This window comes from Pseudomonadota bacterium, assembly GCA_016711215.1.
GTDB lineage: Bacteria > Myxococcota_A > Polyangia.
The window spans coordinates 400,626-422,530 of the sequence record JADJTL010000003.1 but is presented as its reverse complement, the minus strand read 5'-3'; the positions used below and the strand labels follow the sequence as shown (position 1 = coordinate 422,530).

13 protein-coding genes, 1 tRNA gene and 1 pseudogene are annotated in these 21,905 nt (G+C 69.6%); 14 read left to right on the top strand and 1 reads right to left on the bottom strand.

Annotation, left to right across the window (positions count from 1 at the left end; all coding sequences use genetic code 11):
- Positions 1-4 precede the first annotated feature (4 nt).
- The 14 genes and pseudogenes from IPL40_10695 (at position 5) to IPL40_10630 (ending at position 18,929) form a co-directional block, all read left to right on the top strand.
- Positions 5-1,567 (top strand): TonB family protein, encoded by a 1,563-nt coding sequence (locus IPL40_10695; GenBank protein ID MBK8481629.1) that lies wholly within the window; start codon positions 5-7, stop codon positions 1,565-1,567.
- Positions 1,568-1,629: 62 nt separating this feature from the next.
- Complete coding sequence (locus IPL40_10690) at positions 1,630-1,986, top strand: hypothetical protein (protein ID MBK8481628.1); 357 nt, start codon at positions 1,630-1,632, stop codon at positions 1,984-1,986.
- A 48-nt stretch (positions 1,987-2,034) separates the two neighbouring features.
- Positions 2,035-2,538 (top strand): acetyl-CoA carboxylase biotin carboxyl carrier protein, encoded by a 504-nt coding sequence (gene accB, locus IPL40_10685; protein MBK8481627.1) that lies wholly within the window; start codon positions 2,035-2,037, stop codon positions 2,536-2,538.
- Positions 2,539-2,553: 15 nt separating this feature from the next.
- On the top strand, positions 2,554-3,918 hold the full coding sequence (gene accC / locus IPL40_10680) for an acetyl-CoA carboxylase biotin carboxylase subunit (GenBank protein ID MBK8481626.1): 1,365 nt from the start codon (positions 2,554-2,556) through the stop codon (positions 3,916-3,918).
- Between the two features lie 120 nt (positions 3,919-4,038).
- The gene (locus IPL40_10675; protein MBK8481625.1) at positions 4,039-6,633 is read left to right on the top strand and encodes a tetratricopeptide repeat protein; all 2,595 of its coding nucleotides are present in this window, start codon (positions 4,039-4,041) and stop codon (positions 6,631-6,633) included.
- Positions 6,634-6,690: 57 nt separating this feature from the next.
- The gene (locus tag IPL40_10670) at positions 6,691-8,481 is read left to right on the top strand and encodes a SpoIIE family protein phosphatase (protein ID MBK8481624.1); all 1,791 of its coding nucleotides are present in this window, start codon (positions 6,691-6,693) and stop codon (positions 8,479-8,481) included.
- On the top strand, positions 8,478-10,328 hold the full coding sequence (locus tag IPL40_10665) for an oligoendopeptidase F family protein (GenBank protein MBK8481623.1): 1,851 nt from the start codon (positions 8,478-8,480) through the stop codon (positions 10,326-10,328). The genes IPL40_10670 and IPL40_10665 overlap by 4 nt, the downstream gene beginning before the upstream one ends.
- A 67-nt stretch (positions 10,329-10,395) precedes the next feature.
- A tRNA-Leu gene (locus IPL40_10660) sits at positions 10,396-10,478 on the top strand.
- 18 nt (positions 10,479-10,496) lie between these two features.
- Positions 10,497-11,405: a hypothetical protein gene (locus tag IPL40_10655; GenBank protein ID MBK8481622.1), complete on the top strand. Its 909-nt coding sequence runs from the start codon at positions 10,497-10,499 to the stop codon at positions 11,403-11,405.
- 212 nt (positions 11,406-11,617) lie between these two features.
- Positions 11,618-13,018, top strand: a complete 1,401-nt coding sequence (gene tig / locus IPL40_10650; protein ID MBK8481621.1) for a trigger factor — start codon at positions 11,618-11,620, stop codon at positions 13,016-13,018.
- Positions 13,019-13,029: 11 nt separating this feature from the next.
- Positions 13,030-13,668 carry an ATP-dependent Clp endopeptidase proteolytic subunit ClpP gene (gene clpP / locus IPL40_10645; protein MBK8481620.1) on the top strand — a complete coding sequence of 213 codons (639 nt, stop codon included), beginning with the start codon at positions 13,030-13,032 and terminating at the stop codon, positions 13,666-13,668.
- Between the two features lie 126 nt (positions 13,669-13,794).
- Positions 13,795-15,055 (top strand): annotated as a pseudogene (gene clpX, locus IPL40_10640) (ATP-dependent Clp protease ATP-binding subunit ClpX).
- Positions 15,056-15,201: 146 nt separating this feature from the next.
- A complete protein-coding gene (lon, locus tag IPL40_10635) occupies positions 15,202-17,607 on the top strand; it encodes an endopeptidase La (GenBank protein MBK8481619.1) in 2,406 nt (801 codons plus the stop codon).
- 128 nt (positions 17,608-17,735) lie between these two features.
- Positions 17,736-18,929 (top strand): hypothetical protein, encoded by a 1,194-nt coding sequence (locus IPL40_10630; GenBank protein MBK8481618.1) that lies wholly within the window; start codon positions 17,736-17,738, stop codon positions 18,927-18,929.
- A 44-nt stretch (positions 18,930-18,973) separates the two neighbouring features.
- Here the strand turns inward: IPL40_10630 and feoB are convergent, their stop codons facing one another.
- Positions 18,974-21,637 (bottom strand): ferrous iron transport protein B, encoded by a 2,664-nt coding sequence (gene feoB / locus IPL40_10625; protein ID MBK8481617.1) that lies wholly within the window; start codon positions 21,635-21,637, stop codon positions 18,974-18,976.
- Positions 21,638-21,905: the final 268 nt, after the last annotated feature.

Genomic DNA, 21,905 nt, shown 5'->3' with positions numbered 1-21,905 from the left:
GCCGATGCGCTCTGCCAACGAGGAGACCAGCGGACCTGGCCCCGGGGATCGGGGGCGGGCGTCGGCGCCACGCGCCGGTCACGCGGCCCTGCGCTGGTTTGTCGTCGCGTCGCTCGCGGTGCACCTCAACTTGGCGTTGATTCTGGTGCTGGTACGCGAGCCGCCGGCTGCGCCCCCCAGACCGCGGGCGGTCGAGGTCGAGTTGGCGGTCGCGCCAGCGGCGGCGCCGGCAGCGGAGCCGACCTTGCCCCAGTCGCCGCCCCTGCGGCCGGCCCCCGATCGCCCTGCGCCGCAGCCTTTGCCGATGCGAGCTGAGGCTGTGCCTGCGCCTGTGCCCGAGCCGCAGCCGCCAGCGCCAGCGACGCCACTGCCGCCGCGGCCCCTTCCTTCTCGCGATCGGGCGCGGACGATGGTCGAGCTGGAGGCGCCGCGCAGCGAGCGCGCGCCGGACGACGCCCGCTTCCTCTCGGACGAGAATCGCCGGGTCGAGCTGGAGACGCGCGCCAAGGAGACGACCCTCGAGGTGGGCGACGAGTCGGCGGCGATCGAGCTGGCGATGGCACGCGCGCCCTCACCGCGCACGTCGGCGCAGCCTCCGGCCACGCGGCCCGGGTTACGGGACGCCCCGGATCAGGCCGTGGGCCACGCGCCAGCGCCAGCGCCAGCACCAGCACCAGCACCAGCGCGATCCGCGGCTGGCGCGCGCCCACCGCGTGCACCGCTATTGACGATGCGCGGCGCGACGCCTTCCGCTCCCGGATCCGGGCGCGCCCTGGCGGCCGAGCCTCTGGTTCGCGGCGAGGGTCCCGCGCCGGCGCTCGGTGGAAGCGCGGAGCAGTCCGCAGCGGCGCGCGAATCGCGGCCGGTGCTCTCGCTCGACCACCGCGGCTATGATCGCGTGTTTGGCGCGGGCGCCGAGCGCGAGCGCGAGCTCGCGCTGCGGACGCCCTCGGTCGCGCGCGGAGGCGCGGTGGAGGGGCGCTGGAGGCGGCTGCGGGCGGCGCTGGAGAACTTCACGCCCGACGTGCGCTCCGGCAACCAGACCGCGTTGAACACGCGTGCTGACCCCTTCGCGCTCTACATCGCTCGCATGCATCGACGGATTCATACGCGCTGGGGCTTCGACTTCCTCGGCAGCCTGGATCGCAAGTCAGGCCAGCACCCACTCAACGACCCGACGCTGAGGACGACGATTGAGATCGCCGTGGCGCCCGAGGGGGCGGTGGCGAAGGCGACGATTGTGCGGCCCAGCGGCCAGCTCGTCTTCGATGCGGCCGCGCTCGACACGGTCTTCAGCGCGGCGCCCTTCCCGCCGACACCGGTGGCGATTCGCTCGGCCAACGGGCAGGTCTACATGCACTGGAGCTTTCACCGCGACGAGCGCCAGTGTGGCACCTTCGGGGTCGAGCCCTTCATCCTCACGCAGCCCGGCGACAGCCTGCGCCACAGCCGGCGCGGCGCGCCGCCCAGGGAGCAGGCGAGGCCCAGCGCTTCACCTCCTGTCCTGCGCCCGCGCGGGATCTCGGGGATCGCCTCGGCGACTGGGCTGGGGCGTGTTGGGGCCTAGTGGCGCGCCGGCGTGTGGCCCCGGCGCGCGCCGGCGCGCGAGCGACCGATGAAGGCGCCCGGATGAACACGCCGCTGATCAGAGCGCTCGGCCAGGCATGCGCGGAGTCCTGGGGCGTGGTGCTGCTGCGCGACGATGGGGCGGTCGTCGATCAGTCCTTCGCCGAGCCCAGCGCGACGGCTGCAGGGTTTGGCCCGCAGCTCACCGGGGTGCTGGCCGAGGTGCGCCGAACAGCACAGGTGCTGGAGTACGGCCAGGTCGCTGAGATCGCGGTTTCCACCGACCGCCTGACGCTGCTGGTGCGTGCGGTCGGATTGCGGCACTATCTCGCGCTGATACTGGCGCCCGATGGCAACGTCGGGCGGGGACGTTTCCTGCTGCGCACCTTCGCTTCGCGCCTCGCCGCCGTGCTCGAATGAGCAGGTTCGGGCGAGCGGAGCGTCGGGCGCTCAACGGGGCTGAGGACGATGGCAAATGAAGATGTGAACAAGACTGAAGGCCGAGCGCAGTCACTGGCCGAGGTCCGGGCGCTGGCGCGTATTCTGCGCCAGTACGACCTGAGCGAGCTCGAGGTCGAGACGGACGAGGGCCGCGTCAGGCTCAAGCGTAGCTCGGGCGCGGCGCGCGTGCAGCCAGCGGTTGCGGCAGTCGCGATCGACGATGCGGCCGGCGTCGCGACGTCCGGTGCCGGCGAGCGGTCGCGTGGTACGAATGCTTCGCCCGAGGTGGCGGCCAAGACCATCACCTCGCCCTTCGTCGGTACCTTCTATCGCGCGGCCAGCCCCGACGCAGCGCCCTACGTCGAGGTCGGGCAGACGGTGCGCAGGGGCCAGACCCTGTGCATCATCGAGGCGATGAAACTGATGAACGAGATCGAGGCCGAGCGCGATGCGAGGATCCTCGAGGTCCTCGTCAATAGCGGCGACTCCGTCGAGTTCGGTCAGGCGCTCTTTCGCGTCGACGGCGCCTGATCAGTCGGCCGCGTGATGACCCCAGCCCGGCGCACCTTCTCTAAGGTACTGATCGCCAACCGCGGTGAGATAGCGCTGCGCATCCTGCGCGCCTGTCGTGAGGTCGGTCTGCGCACGGTCGCGGTCTACTCGCAGGCTGACGCTGAGGCGCTGCATGTGCGCTTTGCCGACCAGGCCGTCTGCATCGGGCCGGCGCCGGCTCGCGACTCCTACCTCAATATCCCGGCGATCATCAGCGCGGCCGAGATCACCGGGGCGGATGCGGTGCATCCGGGCTATGGGTTCCTCGCAGAGAGCGCGGAGTTCGCCGAGCTCTGCGAGCGCTGTGGTTTGGTCTTCATCGGGCCCTCACCCCGGCTGATGGGTCTGATGGGCGACAAGGTGCGCGCCCGCGCGGCGATGGCGGCCGCCGGCGTGCCGATCTTGCCCGGATCCGGCGTGCTGGCGACCGAGGCCGAGCTGCGCAGCGCGGCCCGCGCGATCGGCTACCCGTTGATCATCAAGGCCTGCGCCGGTGGCGGCGGCCGGGGCATGAAAATCGTCGGCGACGAGAGCACGCTGCTCGCCTCCTGGACCACGGCCCGAAGCGAGGCCGAGGCGGGCTTCGGCAACCCCGATGTCTACGTCGAGCGCTTCATCTCCGCGCCGCGCCACATCGAGATTCAGGTGATGGGCGACCGTCACGGGAAGGTCGTCCACCTCGGCGAGCGCGAGTGCTCGATCCAGCGCCGGCACCAGAAGCTGGTCGAGGAGGCGCCGTCGGCCATCCTCAGCCCCGCGGATCGAGCGCAGCTCGGGGCGCTCGCCGTGCGCGCCTGCGCGGCGGTGGGCTACGACAACGCGGGCACGTTGGAGTTCCTGCGCGACGAGAGCGGGCACTGCTACTTCATGGAGATGAACACGCGGCTGCAGGTCGAGCACACCGTCACCGAGCTGGTCGCCGGCGTGGACCTGGTCCAGGCGCAGCTCGCCGTGGCCGCAGGTGAGCCCCTGGCCTGGAATCAGGATCAGCTGCAGCTCCGCGGTCACGCCATCGAGTGCCGGATCAACGCGGAGGATCCGGTGACCTTCGCCCCGTCGCCGGGACGCATCACCGCGCTGCACTGGCCGGGCGGTTATGGTGTGCGGGTCGACACCGCGGCCTACGCCCAGTACGTTGTGCCGCCGCACTACGACTCGTTGATCGCCAAGCTCGTGGTCTGGGGTGCCACGCGCGACGAGGCGATTCGCCGCCTACGGCGCGCGCTCGGAGAACTCGTGATCGAGGGAATTGTTAGCAATGTTGAGCTTTTCAGAGAGATCGCAGCGAGTGAGGCCTTTGCCGCGGCGCGGCTGGATACCCACTTCCTGGAGCGACTCGTGCGCGAGCGGAAGGGATGATGCCGTGAGCGCTTCGAGCTTCGTGGATCGCCCGCGCCACGAGACCATGATACCCTCGCCAACAATCCGCACCGGGAGGGGCCCGGGGCGCCTGCTGGTGACTTGCCGCAAGAACTGACGTTGGTCGCTAAAGTCAACAAGACCAAAGTAATCAACGCTGCACAGAAGTTCGTGCAGAAGGGTCAGTACGAGCGCGCGATCCGCGAATACGCGAGAATCGTTGATGAAGATCCGCGCGATGTGCGCATCTGGCTCAAGATCGGCGATCTGTGGGCCAAGCATGGGGATCAGCGGCAGGCGGTCGACACCTACCTGAAGGTGGCCGAGTTCTATTCGGAGCAGGGCTTCTACTTGAAGGCGGTCGCCGTCTACAAGCAGATCCTCAACATCGACTCGACCCAGGTCAACATCAACCTCAAGCTCGCGGAGCTCTATCGGCAGCTTGGGCTGCTCAACGATGCCATCCAGCAGTACGAGCGGGTCGCCTCTTACTTCCAGCAACAGGAGCGCGGCAAGGACGCGATCGGCGCGTTGCGGCAGGTTGTCGAGCTCGCGCCGGAGAACGTCGCGACGCGCATCAAGTTGGCCGAGCTCTGCAGCAAGGAGCAGCTCCGCGCCGAGGCGGTCGTCGAGTTCACGCAGGCCGCTGATCAATTGCGCGCGGCTGGAAGAATCGACGATTTCATCAAAGTTGCCGAGCGCTTAGTCTACCACGATCCCGAGCAGGTCGCGGTCGTCAAGGAGCTCGCTGCGCTCTACCTGCGGCGCCGCGATCCGCGCCGAGCGCTGCAGAAGCTGCAGGTTGCCTTCAAGGCAGACCCTCGTGACGAGGATACGCTGCAGCATTTGGCCGAGGCCTTCCAGGATCTCGGTCAGGTGCCGAAGACGATTTCAGTGCTCAAGGAGCTGGCGCGCATTCAGCGCGAGGGCGGTCGTCCTGAGCGCGCCACTGTCACCTTTGAGCGCGTGCTCGAGTTGGCGCCCGATGACGCCGAGGCGCGCTCCGCGTTGGGCAGCGCGGTCGGTGCGGCCGGCCGCTCGCGCTCAAGTCTGCAACCCGCCCTGCCCGCGCTGAACAGCGACGAGATGCCCGCTCTGCCGGTGGTGGTGGAGCGAATCAGTCCGCCAACGACCGGTTCGGCCGCCCATGCTCCGTTGCCGCAGTCGCCGACCTTGGTCGAGGTGCCGGCGCCGCTGACGGCGCTGCCGAGCGACGAACGCGCCGAGAACGCGGCGCGCATCGTCGCCGAGGCCGACGTCTACATCAAATACGGGCTGCTGGATAAGGCCGTCGGTCATCTGCGGCAGGTCTTCGGCTACGAGCCCGAGAACATCGAAGCGCGGCTGCGGCTGGCCGATCTCTATCGCCAGCTTGGACGACCCGGGGCGGCCAGCACCGAGCTGCTCTCGGTCGCGCGGACGATCGCGGCCGAGGATCCGCTCGGCGCCTCGCGGCAGCTCCACGATGCGCTGAGCCTGGACCCGGGCAACGCCGACGCTCGCGCGTTGTTGGCGCGCCTCGACGGTGGCGCGGCCGGTCTGGGCGGGCGGGGGCCTGCGGAGGAACTCGACCAGGAGACGATCGACATCACGGACGGCCTCGACGCGGTCGGCTCGATCGACCTGGAGGCCGAGGACATCGTCGAGGAGATCGTCGTCGAGAGCTCGGGTCTCTATCGCCCCGACGACCCCAGGATCGGACTGGACACCGATGTGCAGGCGACCGCCGTGGGGGCCGCCGCCGAGGTGCTCAACATCGAGCTCGAGGAGTTCGAAGAGGGAACGGGGAGCATCGCCGTCCGCGGCGAGGCCGTCGACACGCTGGGAGGGGTGACGCCGACCTCCGATGTGATTCAGCTCCCGCTGCAGGCGGGTCGGGACCTGCTGCAGGAGCGGCTCCAGCGGCAAGAGGCCGCTGGAACGGGCCTCGCTGACGATCTAGAGGAAGCGGACTTCTTCATCCAGCAGGCCCTGTTTGCCGAGGCCCGCGCGATCTTGACGGAGCTGGCGACACGCTACCCAGGCCACCCGCTGATCGAGGGGAAGTTCAGTGAAGTTGAGGCGATGCAAAGCCAGCAGGGGCCTGCGCCGTCGGCCTCGGCCGAGACGAGCGCGGCCGCCCACGACCTCGCCGCGGCGTTGGCGAGCGAGCTGAGCCTGCACGGCGCCTCGACGAACGAGTCGGTCGCGGAGTCCACCTACGAGCTCGACGACGGCTTACAGGACGTCAAGCAGGGCGTGACAGCGCACGGCGTCCAGGTCGAGGACTACGATACGCACTACGATCTCGGCATCGCCTACCGCGAGATGGGCTTGCAGGACGACGCCATCGGTCAGTTTCGTATCGCGATGCGAGCGCCCGCCAAGGAGGTGCTCTGCCACCTGATGGTCGGGCTCTGCCTGCGCGACAAGGGCGAGCTTGCCGAGGCGATCAACGAGCTGAAGACGGGGCTCTACGTCGAAGGCATCTCCGAGCGCGAGGCGGTCGCCCTCTACTTCGAGCTCGGCCAGTCCTATGACCAGTTCGACGACGATGCCGAGGCGCTCTACTACTACGAGAAGGTGCTGAAGCGCGACCCGACCTTTCGCGAGGCGAGCGATCGCGTGGCGATCCTGCGCGAGCGGCTCGGAGCGACCGATCGTGACGGTGAGTCGGCAGCGATGCATGATGACGACGCTGGCGCGAGCGCGACCTTCCCAGCGCCGAGGACCTGACCCGCGCCCGAGGGGGGGGCAGCAGCTAGATGCGGCCTTGGCCTTGACTGATTCGGCATGCCAACCCTCGTAGCGATACGCGGACCGAGCGCCGGCAAGCACTACCCGATCGCGGGGACGTGCGTGCTGGGGCGCTCGTTCAACAGCGAGGTCTACATCGGCGACCTGAACGTCTCGCGGCGCCACGCGCAGATCACGCAGGCCGCTGACGGTCACTGCGTGATCGAGGATCTCGGCAGCGGCAACGGCACCTTCGTCAACGACCAACTGGTCACGCGGCATCGCCTCGCGCCGCGCGACATCCTGCGCATCGGCGGCTCGGCTTTTCGCTTCGACCCCGATCCCCAGCCGCGCTGGGTGCCGGACGTGCAGACCGTGATCGCCGAGATGGTCGAGCCCGAGAGCGGCGAGCTGCGCCTCGATGCCGAAACCACCGTGCAGCTCACTGCGGCCGCTGCGCGTGAGGCGCAGGGCCTCGATGCCCTGCCGCAGGACCGCGCCGTCCGCATGCTCAAGGCGATGTATGCCGTGGCGGACGCGCTGGTCAATGAGCTCGACCTGCCGCGCCTGCTGGATAAGGTGCTCGGCCATCTCTTCGCCGTCTTTCCCCAGGCCGATCGCGCCTTCGCGCTGCTGGTCAACCGCCAGACTGGGCAGCTGGTCCCCGAGGCCATCAAGCAGCGCACGGGCGCGCTCGGCGCGGACGTCACCTTCTCCCAGACCATCGTCGACCAGGTGCTGCGGCGCGGCGCCGGGGTCATCGGCGATCCAGCGGCGTCGAGTCGCAGCTCGAGCTGGGCGAGCCCGCGTGGGGCCGTCGATAGCGGCGGTGCCAGGCCGCTGCAGCAGGCGCCGGGGGCCCCGAAGATGGGTGCTCCTTTGATCTGCCGTGGCGAGGCGCTTGGCACGATTCACCTCGAGGGTCGGCCGGGGGCCCTGCCCTTCTCGCCCGAGGATCTGACGCTGCTCTCGGCGATTGCGCGCCAGGCGGCGCTGGCGATCGCCAACGCGCGCGCGGGGCAGTCGCTGCTCTCGCAACAGCGGCTGGAGGCCGATCTGCAGCTCGCTCGGCGCATCCAGGAGGGGTTCCTGCCGCGGCAGCTCCCCCGCGTGCCCGGGCTCGAGTTCGAGACCCACTACGCGGCCGCGCAGCAGGTGGGGGGTGATTTCTATGACGTGATCGAGCTCCGGCCCTCGTTGATCGGCATCCTCGTCGGCGACGTCTCGGGCAAGGGCGTCAGCGCGGCGCTGCTGATGGCGAAGCTGACCACGGCGATTCGCCTGCACGCCCACACCAATCCGCAGCCGTCGGCCGTGCTCGATCACGCCAACAGCATCCTGATCGCGGCCGAACAGGACGCGATGTTCGCCACCGTGCTCTTCATCCTGCTCGACCTCGAGGCGCGCACCTTCAGCGTGGCCAACGCCGGTCACCAGCCGCCGATCGTCTGCAGTCATCGCTTCAGCGGGGTGTCCGAGCTCGACGACGCGACGGCCGTCGCACTGGGCGTCGTGCCCGAAATGCACTACCCGCAGGAGATCTACCAGCTCGTCCCCGGAGACGTGGTGCTGCTCTACACCGATGGCATCAACGAGGCGCTCAATCGCGACGGCCGGGACTACGGCATGATGCGCTTGCGCAAGGCGATCACGGGCGGTCGCGCGGAGCCCGGCGAGGTCGTGCGGCGCGTCGTCGCCGACGTACAGCGCTTCGTGCGCGGCGCACCGCAGAGCGATGACCAGACGCTGGTGGCCTTCGGGCTGAAGGTCGGTGAGCGCTTCGGGCGCACCCTGGTGGTGGGGGCCGGGGGGTTGGAGCTCCCGGCAGAGGATCAGGGGCCCCGATGAAGACCGCCCGCTCCGCTCGTTCGGCAACAGCTCCAGCGCTGCGGTGGAACACGCGGCACCTCTATCCGAGCGAGGCCGCCTGGGGGCGGGCGCGGCGCGCGCTGAGGGCCGCGCTGGCAGGCATTCGCGCGTGTCGCGGGACCTTGGCCGGTGGCCCCGCGCCCGTGCGGCGCTGCCTCGACCGAGCCTTCGCGGCGCAGCGCGACCTGGCGCGGCTGACGAGCTACGCGGAACGTCGGCACGATGAGGACACGCGCGTCGCGCGCTACCAGGCGCTGCGCGAGGTGGCCGAAAAGCTGGCGACCGAGCTGCTCGAGGCCTGCTCGTTCATCGAGCCCGAGCTCGCCGCGCTGCCCGAGCCGCGACTGCGCCGACTCTGCCAGCATCCGTCGCTCGCAGCTTACACGCGCTTCCTCGGCGAGGTGCTGCGCCTCCGGCCACATCTGCTCTCGGCGGCGGAGGAGGCGTTGCTGGCGCGCACGTCGCTCCTGCGCGAGACGGGACAGCAGGCCTACGCGACCTTCTGCGGCGCCGACCTCGTCTTTCCGCCGCTGCGCAGCGCAACCGGGCGCGGCCTACCCTTGACGCAGGCGCTTTTCCCGCGCTACCGGGCGGCGCCCGACCGGGCGCTGCGCGAGCGCGCCTTCTCGACCTACTTCGGGACCTTCCAGCGCTACCGTCACACCCTGGCCGCTTTGCTGAGCGCGCAGGTCAACGCCAACATCACCTTCGCGCGGGCGCGACGCTACGACACTGCCTTGGCCGCCGCGCTGCACGATGACGAGCTGCCGCTCGAGGTGTACTCACGGACGATCGCCGCGGCTCACGAGCACCTGCCCCTGCTGCATCGCTATTTCCGACTGCGTCGTCGGCGGCTCGGCGTCGCGCGGCTGCGCTATCATGACCTCTACGCGCCGATCGTCGAGCGCGCGAGCTTCCACTTCCCCTTGGCGCGGGCGCGCGAGACGCTGCAGGCTGCGCTGGCGCCCTTGGGGGGCGAGTACGCCGCCGTGCTTGCGCAGGCGCTGGGCGCGCGCAGCGGCTGGATCGATCTCTATCCGCAGCCTGGCAAAGCGAGCGGCGCCTACATGGACGGCAGCGCCTACGACGTGCACCCCTATGTCCTCGGCAACTACCTCGACGACTTCAACTCGCTGAGCATGTTGGCGCACGAGCTGGGCCACGCGCTGCACTCCTTCTTCTCGAACCGCGCCCAGCCCTACCCCAAGGCCGAGTACGCGACCTTCGTCGCCGAGGTCGCTTCGACGCTGAACGAGATACTGCTGAGTGCCCACCTGCGGCGCAGCGCGCGCACGCCCCGGCAGCGGCTCTTCCTCCTCGGCGAGCAGCTCGAGGGCTTCCGCACGACCTTCTTCCGACAGGCGCTCTTCGCCGAGTTCGAGCTGGCGATCTACGAGCGGGCGGAGGCGGGGCAGGCGCTGACCGCCGACGTCCTCTCGGCCGTCTATCTGCGCTTGCTGCGCAAGTATCATGGGCACGAGCGCGGCGTCGTCGAGGTCGACGAGCGCTGCGCCATCGAGTGGGCCTGCATCCCTCATTTCTTCCTCGGCTTCTACGTCTTCCAGTACGCCACGGGGTGGACCGCGGCGACGGCGCTGGCGGAGGCGATCGCGCGCGAGGGTGCCGCGGCAAGCCGACGCTATGCCGAAGCGCTGCTCACCACGGGCCGCTCGGCCCCGCCGCTGGTGCTGCTGGCGCGCGCGGGTGTCGATCTGACGGGGATTGAGCCCTACCGGCTGGCGATGGCGGCCTTCGAGCGGGCGCTCGCCGAGGCAGAGGCGCTGGCGGCGGGCGCGAAAGCGTCGCGCCCGCCAGCGATCCCATAATCGATCCCATAATCGATCCTTGAGGGTCGCCGCGCTCTCGTTTAGCCTGACGCTCACAGCTCACGCTGCGCCCGTGGCGAAACTGGCAGACGCGCCAGACTTAGGATCTGGTGCCCTCGTGGCATGGGGGTTCGAGTCCCTCCGGGCGCACCCGAGAGGCAGGTCGTGATGTCGCGCTTGCGCCTGGGTGAAATCCTGATTCAGGCCGGGGTGCTCGAGCCCGCGGGGCTCGAGCGCGCGCTGCAAGAGCAGCGCCGCTGGGGGCGCGGTCCGCTCGGTCAGTACCTGGTGCAGCTCGGCCTCGTCTCCGAGGAGATGATCGTTCGCGCCCTCAGCCGGCAGTTCAACATCCCGGCGGTCGCGCTCGATCCCGAGCTGATCGACCTCGGCGCGGCGCGCTTCATTCCGGATGACATCTGTCAGCGCCACCGCCTGGTCTGCATCAAGGTCGACCGCGAGCGTCGCTTCCTCGACGTGGCGATGGCCGATCCGGCGAGCCTCGATGCCGTCGACGAGGTGCGTGTCGCGACGCGGTACAACGTGCGCCCCTATTTCGCGCTGCCGAGCGCGATCGAGCGCGCCCTGGGCCGGGTCTACGAGGGCGTGGCGCCGCTGGGTGCGCTGGCGCCGGCGAGCGGTGCCCGAGAGTTCGAGCGCGGGAGCGCGGCAACAGCGCCGCGCCTGCTGGGTCGTAAGGAGATCAGCTTCGACGAGGTCAGCGTCGGCGAGATCGGGGCCCTCGACGTCGTTGGGGCACTCGAGGGTCCCGCGCCGATCGCTCTGCCGGCCGGGCTCGCGCCGGGCGGCCCGGGCCGCAGCGCGCCGCAGCCCAAGAGCCCGCCAACCGCCGCCATGGCCGGCGGCGCCAGCCGGGCTCTCGGCGCCGACCCGCCGGCACCGCACCCACGCTCGCCCGGGGAGCTCGCTGCCGGGAGTCCGCAGGACGACCATGGCGCCCAGTTGGCTCAGCTCGAGCGCCAGCTTCGGGCCCAAAGCGACCGCTTCTCGATGCTGCTGCAGCTGCTGCGCTCGAAGGGCATGCTGAGCGGCGACGACCTCTCGCGCCTGGGCGACTAGGCGCCTGGGGGCGGCGCTGCAACGCCCACCTGCCGACGCCTGCCGACGCCTGCGTTCAGCTCCCGCCGCCGCTCCCACGCGCTGCGCGTTGACTTCGACCTGCACCATGGTAAAAAACGCCCGCAGCGGCGCCCCTGCGCCGTGGTTGCGGGCGCGCGCAGGCTGCGCGGTTTAGCGGCTCGGGGCTGGAGCCGGGCGGCAAGGATGGGTCGATGATGGCGGAGAGCGTGCTCGAGTACCGGGCGTCGGTCGAGCGACTGAGCGACGTGCAACGCCGCCTGGCGGTGGCGATCCCCTGGGCGCAGGTCAAAGGTCGCATCGACGAGGCCTTCGGCGAGCTCGGTCGCGGGGTGGAGTTGAAGGGTTTCCGCCGCGGCAAGGTCCCACGGCAAATGCTCGAGCGCCTCTTCGGCCCGCAGGTCAGCGCCGATGTGGCGCAGGCGCTGGTGCGCGACAGCCTGGTCAAGGCGCTGGGCGAGCATGATATCGACCCCGTCGCGACGCCGGCGGTCGATGAGGGCGCGATCAGCCCGGGCGAGGACTTCCGCTACACGGCGCTGCTCGAGGTGCTGCCCGAGATCGAGGCGAAGGACTACTTCGACGTGGAGCTCGAGCGCCGTCCCGCGCGGGTCAACGATGAGCAGGTCGAGCAGGCCCTGCGCGCCAAGCAGCAGGAGCTGACTGAGTACGTGCCCGTCGAGGGGCGCCCGACCGCCGCCGGCGACGTGCTGCTCGTCGATTTGCTAGGTCGCTTGGGCGAGCGGCCCTACACGCGCGACGGCGTGCTGGTCGAGCTGGGCGAGCCGCCGCGCGAGCCGCTGCCGGGCCTGGCGGCCGCTCTGACCGGCCTGGCCCCCGAGACCAAGGAGCTCCAGGTCGAATTGGACCTCGGCGCGGCCGCCGGCGATGCGGAGGGCGACGCCCAAGGGCCGGACAAGGCCCGCCTGCTGGTGACGGTCAACGACCTCAAGCGCAAGGTCGTGCCCGAGCTCGACGACGAGATGGCGCGCGATACGGGCGAGGCCGAGACGCTGGCCGAGCTGCGCGACAAGCTGCGCGAGCAGCTCCTGGTGGCCGACGAGCGCCGCGCGGTGGAGGAGTGCAAGGAGCTGCTCGTGAAGAAGCTGCTCGAGCGCCACGAGGTGCCCTTGGCGCCGGTGCTGGTCGAGCGGCAGATGGAGCAGATGTCCGCCTTTCAACGCATGTTGATGGGCGAAGAGAGCACCAAGGACGAGGCGGCGCGGGAGCGCTTGCGCAGCGGAGCCGAGCAGAGCGTGCGCTCGTTCCTGCTGATCGAGGCCATCGCCAAGCAGGAGGCGGTCTCGGTCGTCGACGAGGATGTCGAAAGACACCTGCAGGAGCTCGCCAGCGAGCGCGGCCAGCACCTCAGCCGGGTGCGCAGCGAATTCGAGAAGGAGGGCCGGATGGAGCAGCTCCGGCGCTCCTTGCGGCACGACAAGACGATCGACCTGCTGGTCGCTCGGAGCAAGATCACGGTGGCCGAGCCAATGGCCGAGCCAATGGTCGAGCCAATGGTCGAGCCAATGGTCGAGCCAATGGTCGAGCCAATGGTCGAGCCAATGGTCGAGCCAATGGCTGCGGGATCGCGATAGGAGCACGACCGATGTGGCAGCCCGAGACGAATATCGTGATTCCAACCGTGATCGAGCAGACCCACCGCGGCGAGCGGGGTTGGGACATCTACTCCCGCCTGCTCAAGGACCGCATCGTCTTTCTCGGGGGTCCGATCAATGACGATGTCGCCAACACGGTGATCGCGCAGCTTTTGTTCCTCGAATCCGAGGACCCCGACCGCGACATCATGCTCTACATCAACTCGCCCGGGGGCGTGGTCACCTCGGGCCTCGCCATCTACGACACGATGCAGTACGTCAAGTCGGAGGTGGCGACGATTTGCATGGGGCAGGCCGCTTCGATGGGTGCCCTGCTGCTTGCGGCCGGCGCCGCCGGCAAGCGCTTCGCGCTGCCCCACGCGCGGATCATGGTCCACCAGCCGCTCGGGGGCTTCTCGGGGCAGGCCTCGGATATCGACATCCAGGCGCGAGAGATCCTCCGCACGCGTGAGCGCCTGAACAACATCTTGGCCAAGCATACGGGTAAGGATCTCGATACGGTGAGCAAGGACACCGATCGTGACTACTACCTGACCGCGGCGGACGCCAAGGAGTACAATCTGATCGACGCGCTCCTCGAGCGCAAGGCCGAGCGCCGGCCGGCGACCGAGCTGAAGCGCGAGAAGTAGGCGGCGCGGGGCGCGGCAGGCCGCCCACGGGCTGGCCGGCACGGCGCAGATAAAATATCCTGCGACGGCAGGGGGCGCGGCTGCACGGCGCCTGGCCGTCAGGTGTGCGCGCGGGGGAGCGGGGCCTTGGATCGACGGCGAGACGACACTCACGGCAACTTGAGCTGCTCCTTCTGCGGCAAGAGCCAGAAGGAAGTGAAGAAGCTCATTGCCGGGCCCACCGTCTACATCTGCGACGAGTGTATCGGTCTCTGCAACGACATCATCGCCGAGGAGCTCGTCAAGGAAGAGCGGGGCGGACATGGTGCCGGTCGGATCCCCAAGCCCGCCGAGATCAAGGGCGTGCTGGACGACTACGTCGTTGGGCAGGATCGCGCCAAGAAGACGCTCGCCGTCGCCGTCCACAATCACTACAAGCGCATCGATGCGCGGCTGGGCAGCGACGACGTCGAGCTGCAGAAGTCGAACATCCTGCTGATCGGGCCGACCGGCTGTGGCAAGACGCTGCTCTGCCAGACCCTGGCGCGTGTGCTCAACGTGCCCTTCGCGATGGCCGACGCGACCAGCCTGACCGAGGCGGGGTACGTCGGCGAGGATGTCGAGAACATCATCGTCAACCTGTTGCAGAACGCCGATCACGACATCGAGCGCGCAGCGCGGCATCGTCTACATCGATGAGATCGACAAGATCGCGCGCAAGGCGGAGAACCCGTCGATTACCCGCGATGTCTCGGGCGAGGGCGTCCAGCAGGCGCTGCTGAAGATCATCGAGGGTACGGTGGCGTCCGTGCCGCCGAAGGGGGGCCGCAAGCATCCGCAGCAGGAGTTCCTGCAGATCGACACCACGCACATCCTCTTTATCTGCGGCGGTGCCTTCAACGGGCTCGAGGACATCATCGAGGCCCGCGTCGGCAAGCGGTTGATGGGCTTTGGCGCCGACGTCAGGAGCCGGCAGCGCCAGGGCGCGTGGGAGTACCTGCGCCAGGTGCAGCCCGAGGACCTGCTGAAGTTCGGGATGATCCCGGAGTTTGTTGGCCGCTTGCCCGTGATGGCGCCGCTCCAGGAGCTGGACCACGAGGCGCTGGTGAGCATCCTGACCAAGCCGCGCAACGCGCTCGTCAAGCAGTACGACAAGCTCTTCGAGCTCGACGGTGTGAAGCTGAAGTTCACCAAGGGTGCGCTGCGGGCGGTGGCGCGCGCCGCGCTGAAGCTCAACAGCGGTGCCCGCGGCCTGCGCGCCGTGCTGGAGCACGCGATGCTCGACATCATGTTCGAGATCCCCTCGCAGGACAACATCAAGGAAGTCCTGATCAACGAGGACGTGATCGACAAGGGAGCGCAGCCGATCCTGGTCTACGCCAAGGACGCCGCCGGCGCCGAACGCTGAGAGACGCCCAGGCGCGGGCGCCTTTCCGCCTCTCGCGAGACGATCGGATCGGTCGGTCCCGTCTGCAATGGTTGTGGTTGCTGGCCGGCCCGCCGCGAGCTGCTCGGCTGGTGGGGCCGTGCTAGCATTCCGGCCGCGGAGGGATCATGTCCGAGAAGCAAGACTCACGCGCCGTGCCGTTGCTGCCGCTGCGCGACATCATCGTCTTTCCGCACATGGTCGTGCCGCTCTTCGTTGGGCGCGAGCGCTCGATCAACGCCCTCGAGCACGCCGCGGCGACGGAGAAGGAGGTCGTGCTCGCGGCGCAGCGCGATCCTCGCACCAACGATCCGGGGCCCGGTGACGTGTTCGCCGTGGGCACGCTCGGTGTCATCGTCCAGCTCCTGCGCCTGCCCGACGGCACGGTGAAGGTGCTGGTCGAGGGTCGTCAACGGGTGCGGCTGGCCGAGTTCGCGGCCGAGGAGGGCTTCGTCGCGGCGCGGCTCGCGCCCTTCGAGGAGGAGCTGGCGAGCGGCGTCGAGGTCGAGGCGATGGTGCGCTCGCTGCGCACGACCTTCGAGACCTACGTCAAGCTGAACAAGCGCATTCCGCCCGAGATCCTCGTGTCGCTGCAGACCGTCGAAGAGGGCGGTCGCCTCGCCGACACCGTCGCCGCGCACCTGACGCTCAAGCTCGAGCAGAAGCAAGAGCTGTTGGAGATGCCGTCGATCGCGCAGCGGATGCAGAAGCTCTTCGAGCTGATGCAGGCGGAGATCGAAATCCTGCAGATGGAGCGGCGGATTCGCTCGCGCGTCAAGCGGCAGATGGAGCGCAACCAGAAAGAGTACTACCTCAACGAGCAGATGAGCGCGATCCAGAAGGAGCTCGGTGAGCCTGATGAGTTCAAGAGCGAGCTGCAGGAGATCGAGGACGGGCTGCGCGACAAGCCGATGTCCAAGGAGGCGCAGGATCGCGTGCGCAAGGAGATGCGCAAGCTGAAGATGATGGCGCCGATGTCGGCCGAGGCGACCGTCGTGCGCAATTACATCGACTGGATCTTGGCGCTGCCGTGGAGCGAAAAGACCGCCGAGCAGCTCGACATCGAGCGCGCCGAGCGCACCCTCGATGAGGACCACTACGGCATGCGCAAGGTCAAGGAGCGGATCCTCGAGCACCTCGCGGTGCAGTCCTTGGTCAAGCAGCTCAAGGGACCGATCCTTTGCTTCGTTGGACCACCGGGCGTTGGCAAGACCTCCCTCGGGCGCAGCATCGCGCGGGCCACCGGCCGCAACTTCGTCCGGCTCTCGCTCGGGGGCGTCCGCGACGAGGCGGAGATCCGCGGGCATCGGCGGACCTACATCGGCGCGTTGCCGGGGCGCATCATTCAGAACCTGCGCAAGGCGGCGAGCAGCAACCCGGTGTTCCTGCTCGATGAGGTCGACAAGATGTCCGTCGATTTCCGCGGCGATCCGGCCGCTGCGCTGCTCGAGGTGCTCGATCCCGAGCAGAATCACACCTTCAACGACCACTACCTCGACCTGGACTACGACCTCTCCGACGTGATGTTCGTCACCACCGCGAACAGCCTGCACGGCATCCCGATACCGCTCCAGGATCGGATGGAGATCATCGAGCTGGCGGGCTACACCGATCACGAGAAGCTGCAGATCGCGCGGCGCTACCTGATTCCCAAGCAGCGGGCGGCCAACGGTCTCGAGGCATGCGCGGTGCAGATCAGCGACGAGGCGATCACGACGCTGATCCACGGCTACACCAAGGAGGCCGGGGTGCGCGGTCTCGAGCGCGAGATCGCCGCCGTCTGCCGTAAGCTGGCGCGCAAGAAGGTGCGCACGCCGCGGCGCCAGGGTTTCCGTGTCACGGCCAATCGGGTCGAGGCGCTGCTGGGCGCGAAGCGCTTCGCCGAGCCGGTGAAGCAGACCGCCGATGACGTAGGGCTGGCCAACGGGCTCGCGGTCACCGCCTACGGCGGGGATCTGCTGGCTACCGAGGTCACGGTCATGCCCGGAAAAGGCAAGCTGGTGCTCACGGGCAAGCTCGGCGACGTGATGCAGGAGTCGGCGCAGGCCGCCTTGAGCTATGTGCGGAGCCGGGCGGTCAGCCTTGGCTTGGAGCCGGATTTCTATCAGCGCGTCGACGTCCACGTGCATTTCCCGGAAGGCGCGATCCCCAAGGACGGTCCTTCGGCCGGGATCACGATGGCGACGGCGCTGGTCTCGGCGCTGCTGCGGATTCCGGTGCGCCGCGACCTGGCCATGACCGGCGAGATCACCCTGCGCGGCCGCGTGCTGGCGATCGGGGGCCTGAAGGAGAAGTTGCTGGCAGCCCAGCGCTCAGGCATGACGACGGTCTTGATCCCGGAGGAGAACCGCAAGGACCTGAAGGAGATTCCAGCGCACGAGCTGAGCGGGCTGAAGGTCAAGGCGCTGGGGCAGATGGACGCCGTATTGCGCCTGGCCCTGCGCCTCAAGGACCCCAAGGCCTTCCTGCCGAACCCCTCCGAGGTCGTTGATTGGCGCCTGGCGCAGCAGTCGCCCTCGACCGCCGCACACTGAAGGCGGCAGGGCCCAGGGAGGCCTGCGGCGCGCTGAGGCCCGTGGCGCGCCGACAGCCGCGTGGGCCGAGACAACGCGATCGAGGTTCCGGCGCGCTCTAAGCGAGCTGCGAGCTGAAGGAGGCGAGAATGAGGCAGGGCAGCGGTGAGGTTCGGCTGGTGATTGGCCTGTCAGCAGTGCTGCTGGCGGCCGCGCCGGGCTGTCGCGGAGACTTGCTGGCGAGCGCAAACGAGTTCAGCAACGGAGCACCAGAGCTCGGGGCCTTCCAGCTCGAGCTGACGGGCGACGCCGAGCGCGAGGGGCTCGAGGTCGCGCAGACGACCGCGGCGCTCGCGGACGTGGCGCAGGGCCTCGATGAGGAGGCGATCGCGCCCTACCTCGAGGGCGCGCGCGATGGGCTGCGTCAGCTCAACCAGGCGCTGCGCGGCACGCTCGCGCCGGTAGCCGCACTGCTGCGCGAGCAGGCGCCGAAGACCCTGCGGGGCCAGCGCCGCTGGTGGGGGCCCGCTACCCGCGGCGCCACCGACTACTCGTTCGTGATGGAGCGCGGGGCGCTGATGCGCTCGCGCTTTTCCTGGGCGCTGGTGGCCAAGGCGGCGGCGGCAAGCACCGACGCCTATCGCGTGATCGCGGCCGGCACGATTGTGGTGGGCGCAGAACGACGGCGTGGTCGGGGCGTCGTCGGCCTCGACCTCGATCAGGCGCGAGCGGCGGATTCGACGGTGGGGGCCGGCGGCAAGCTGCTAGTCAGCTTCGCGCACGGGGCGCTCGGCACCGCGCTGGCCTTTCGGCTCAAGGACTTCACCCCGGACGCCGCCGACGGCGCCTTGACGCCCTACAGCGCCGTTGTGCAGGGCTTGCACCTGCGACCGGCGAGCGAGGGCGATCTACCGGCGCGGAACGTGGTGCGACTGGCGTACTACGGCAACGCGCAGGACAGCGCTCAGAGCGCGACGCGCGAGCTGATCCTCACGCGGGCGCGGCATTGGCGCGGCATCGGCGGTCGCATCGATGCGCTCGCGACGGGCGGTGACCTCGAGGCGAATCAGGCCTATGTGATCGCGGAGTGCTGGAGCGAAGGGCTGGGGCAGCGTTTCCTGCGGGTGCGACGGTGCGCCCGCGAGAACCCCGGCAACGATCCGGGCTGCACCGTGGTGCGCAGTGATGGCGACGAATCCGCCTGCGCCCTGGGCCTGCGCCGGGCCGAGCTGCCGCCGACCGATCCCGCGCAGGACGCGGCCGAGCCGCTGTCGCCGACTGAGCTCGAGCTCGCTGTGCCCGCCGAGAGCGAGTTTCCGAGCGCGCCCGCGCTTGCCGAGTAAGCCGGACAACCCAGTGGTTCACTGCTGTGGTTCACTGCTGCAGCTCACTGAAAGCCGAGCCAACGCCCACCCTGGTAGACCAGCAGCGAGGCCACGTAGGCCAGCCCCGTCAGGTAGCCCATCATCAGCAGCGCCAAGCGCCAGGAGCGCGACTCCTGGCGGACGACGGCCAGGGTCGAGAGGCATTGCATCGCGAACATGAAGAACACGATCAGCGATAAGCCCGTCAGCGGCGTGAAGACCGGGTGGCCGTTCGGGCGACGCTCCCGCCGCAGCGCGGCGCGCAGCGAGTCGCTCTCGGCGTCGGGGTGGCCGACGCCGTAGACGAGGCCCATCGTCGCCACGAAGACCTCGCGTGCCGCCAGCGAGCCGATCAACCCGATGCCGATCTTCCAGTCGAAGCCGAGCGGCGCGAGGAGTGGTTCGATCAGTCGCCCGAGGCGCCCGGCATAGCTTTGTTGCAGGCGATCGCCGCGCGCACCCGCCGCTGCCTGCGTCGGCTCAGCGGCACCGGCCTGCGGGGCGCTGGTGGAGGCAGCGCTTGGCCGCGGCGCGCGGGCGTCGACTGGCGGGCGTGGCAGCGTCAGCAGCACCCAGAGCACGACGCTGGCGGCGACGATGACCGTGCCGGCGGTGTGCAGGAAGAGGCGCGACTTCTGCCAAAGCACGAGGCCCACGGTGCGCGCCGAGGGCCAGCGATAAGGGGGGAGCTCGATCAGCAAGGGCGCGCGGGAGCTCCCGCCGAGCAGGCGGCCGATGACGGCGGCGGCGCCCAGGGCCAGCACCAGCGAGAGCAGGTAGATCGTCAGCATCATCAGCATGCCGACGCTGATCGGGCCGAAGACGCGCGCTTCGGCGGGGAAGAGGGTGCCGATCAGCAGCGTGTAGATCGGCAGACGCGCCGAGCAGCTAATCAGCGGAATCACCATCATCGTCAGCAGGCGGTCGCGCTGGCTCTCGAGGGTTCGCGTGGCCATGATGGCGGGAATGGCACAGGCGAAGCCCGAGACCAGCGGCACCACTGCCTTGCCGGGTAGCCCGAGCGCGCGCATCAAGCGGTCCATCATGAAGGCCGCGCGCGACATGTAACCCGAGCCCTCGAGCAGGGTCAGAAAGAAGAAGAGGATCACGATCTGCGGCAGGAAGACGATCACCGAGCCGACCCCGCGCACCACACCATTGGCCAGCAGGTCGGCAGCGATGCTGCCCGGCAGCCAGGACTCGAGCAGGTTGGCGGTGGCGCCCACCAGCCTATCGATGCCGTCCATCAATGGAGCGGCCCAGTCGAAGATCGCCGTAAAGACCAACGCGAGCAGGAGCAGGAAGACCGCCATGCCGGCCACTGGATGGGTCAGCACGGCATCGACACGGGGGGTCAGCGGGCGCCGTCGGGGGGGCCCTCTGGTGATGAAGCAATCGCGGTGGGCGTCGAGGCAGGCGTAGCGTGCGCTGGCTGCCTCGAGCGCGACATCGTGCCCCTGGGCGGTGAGGGCGGCCTGGGCCCTCCGTGTGGCCTCGCGGGTGGTCTCGCCGATGCCCTGGAGGTCGTCGTGCTCGCGCAGGCTCATCAGCAGCCAGAGCGCGTAGGCGCGCTGGCTGCTGGCGTGCGGAGGCTGCGCGCTGGCAGCGAGCGTCGCCGTGATCGTCTCGAGGGCGTGGTCGACGGGCGCCGACGGCTGCCAGCACCAGTGCGCGGTCGCCGCCCGCGCCTGGCGCTCGCGTTGCAGCAGGAGCCGCGCGAGCGCGTCCCGCAGCTGGTCGAGGCCAGCTCCCGAGCGCGCGCAGATCGCCACGAAGGGGGTCTCGAGGTGGGTGGCGAGGGCCACGGTGTCGATCGCCTGCCCGGCGATGGCGGCCTCGTCGATCATGTTGACGACGCCGAGCACCGGGATACCGAGCTCCTGCACCTGCAGCAGCAGGTAGAGGCTGCGCTCGAGGGCCCTCGCCGCGAGCAGCACGACGACGGCGTCGGGTCGCCCCTGGCCGTCGCTCCGTCCGAGCATGTCATCGAGCGCGAGCTGCTCCTCGTGACTGCGGGCGTTCAAGCTGTAGGTGCCGGGCAGGTCGATCAGCTGGACGCTGCCGGCGGCGCCGAGGCTGCAGCGGCCAACCAGCCGTTCGACGGTGATCCCCGGGTAGTTACCCACACGGGCCGAGCCGCCGGTCAGGGCATTGAACAGGGTCGTCTTGCCGGTGTTCGGATTGCCCGCTAGGAGCACGCGCCATGGCCGCGGCGATCGGTGAGGTTCGGCGCCGAGGCTGGTCGGCGCGACCACCGTCGCCAGCAGGTCGCGATCGCTGGTGGTGGGTCCAAGGGCGCGGGCGCAGGGCGCGGGCGCCTGCGCCCACCCGGAGGGTCCGTTGGCGTCGGCCGCGCCCTCGGCGGGCTCGACGCGGATCGACCGCGCTTCGGCGCGCCGCAGCGAGAGGTTGTAGCCGCGCAGCTGCGCCTCGAGGGGATCGCCAAGCGGCGCGCGGCGAATGGCGCGCACGGGCGTGCCGGGGGTCAGGCCGAGCTCGAGCAAGCGCTGGCGAAAGCCCTGCTCCCCCTCGACGGCGGCGATCACACCCAGCGCCCCGCTCTCCAGCTCGGCGAGTGAGCGGCGCGCGGGGGGCGTGCCCTGGCCCGACGCCGCTCCGGCGGCGTGCGGCCAGGGCGTTTCGGGCGCGCGCTGGGAGGTGAGGGGTGTGTGGGGCGAATCGCGCATCGAGAGGAAGCCGCTGGCCCGCAGGGAAAGCTGCGCAGGTGGGTTCGTAGCGCTCTCCCTGCCCTTGTGCAAGCCCGGCCAACAAAACATCGGCCCTGGCTCGTGGTCTCCTGGTGAGCGACCGCGGCGTGCGGTACGTTGGGCGCTCTGGTGGGATAGGGCAGCGGCGAAAGCGGCGCAGCGTCGCGGGAGGAAGTTGGGTGGCCGACAGCTCAGGGTCTAGCGTGGCGGCGGGTCCGATCGGGCCAGCGGGGCCAGCCGGGAGGGC

Excerpts from the sequence above, each read along its gene's own strand:
- clpP (MBK8481620.1), top strand. The coding sequence starts at position 13,030 with ATGTGGCAGCCCGAGACGAATATCGTGATTCCAACCGTGATCGAGCAG.
- IPL40_10655 (MBK8481622.1), top strand. The coding sequence starts at position 10,497 with ATGTCGCGCTTGCGCCTGGGTGAAATCCTGATTCAGGCCGGGGTGCTC.
- IPL40_10670 (MBK8481624.1), top strand. The coding sequence starts at position 6,691 with ATGCCAACCCTCGTAGCGATACGCGGACCGAGCGCCGGCAAGCACTAC.
- lon (MBK8481619.1), top strand. The coding sequence starts at position 15,202 with ATGTCCGAGAAGCAAGACTCACGCGCCGTGCCGTTGCTGCCGCTGCGC.
- IPL40_10665 (MBK8481623.1), top strand. The coding sequence starts at position 8,478 with ATGAAGACCGCCCGCTCCGCTCGTTCGGCAACAGCTCCAGCGCTGCGG.
- accC (MBK8481626.1), top strand. The coding sequence starts at position 2,554 with ATGACCCCAGCCCGGCGCACCTTCTCTAAGGTACTGATCGCCAACCGC.
- IPL40_10690 (MBK8481628.1), top strand. The coding sequence starts at position 1,630 with ATGAACACGCCGCTGATCAGAGCGCTCGGCCAGGCATGCGCGGAGTCC.
- tig (MBK8481621.1), top strand. The coding sequence starts at position 11,618 with ATGATGGCGGAGAGCGTGCTCGAGTACCGGGCGTCGGTCGAGCGACTG.
- accB (MBK8481627.1), top strand. The coding sequence starts at position 2,035 with ATGGCAAATGAAGATGTGAACAAGACTGAAGGCCGAGCGCAGTCACTG.
- IPL40_10630 (MBK8481618.1), top strand. The coding sequence starts at position 17,736 with ATGAGGCAGGGCAGCGGTGAGGTTCGGCTGGTGATTGGCCTGTCAGCA.
- feoB (MBK8481617.1), bottom strand. The coding sequence starts at position 21,637 with ATGCGCGATTCGCCCCACACACCCCTCACCTCCCAGCGCGCGCCCGAA.
- IPL40_10695 (MBK8481629.1), top strand. The coding sequence starts at position 5 with ATGCGCTCTGCCAACGAGGAGACCAGCGGACCTGGCCCCGGGGATCGG.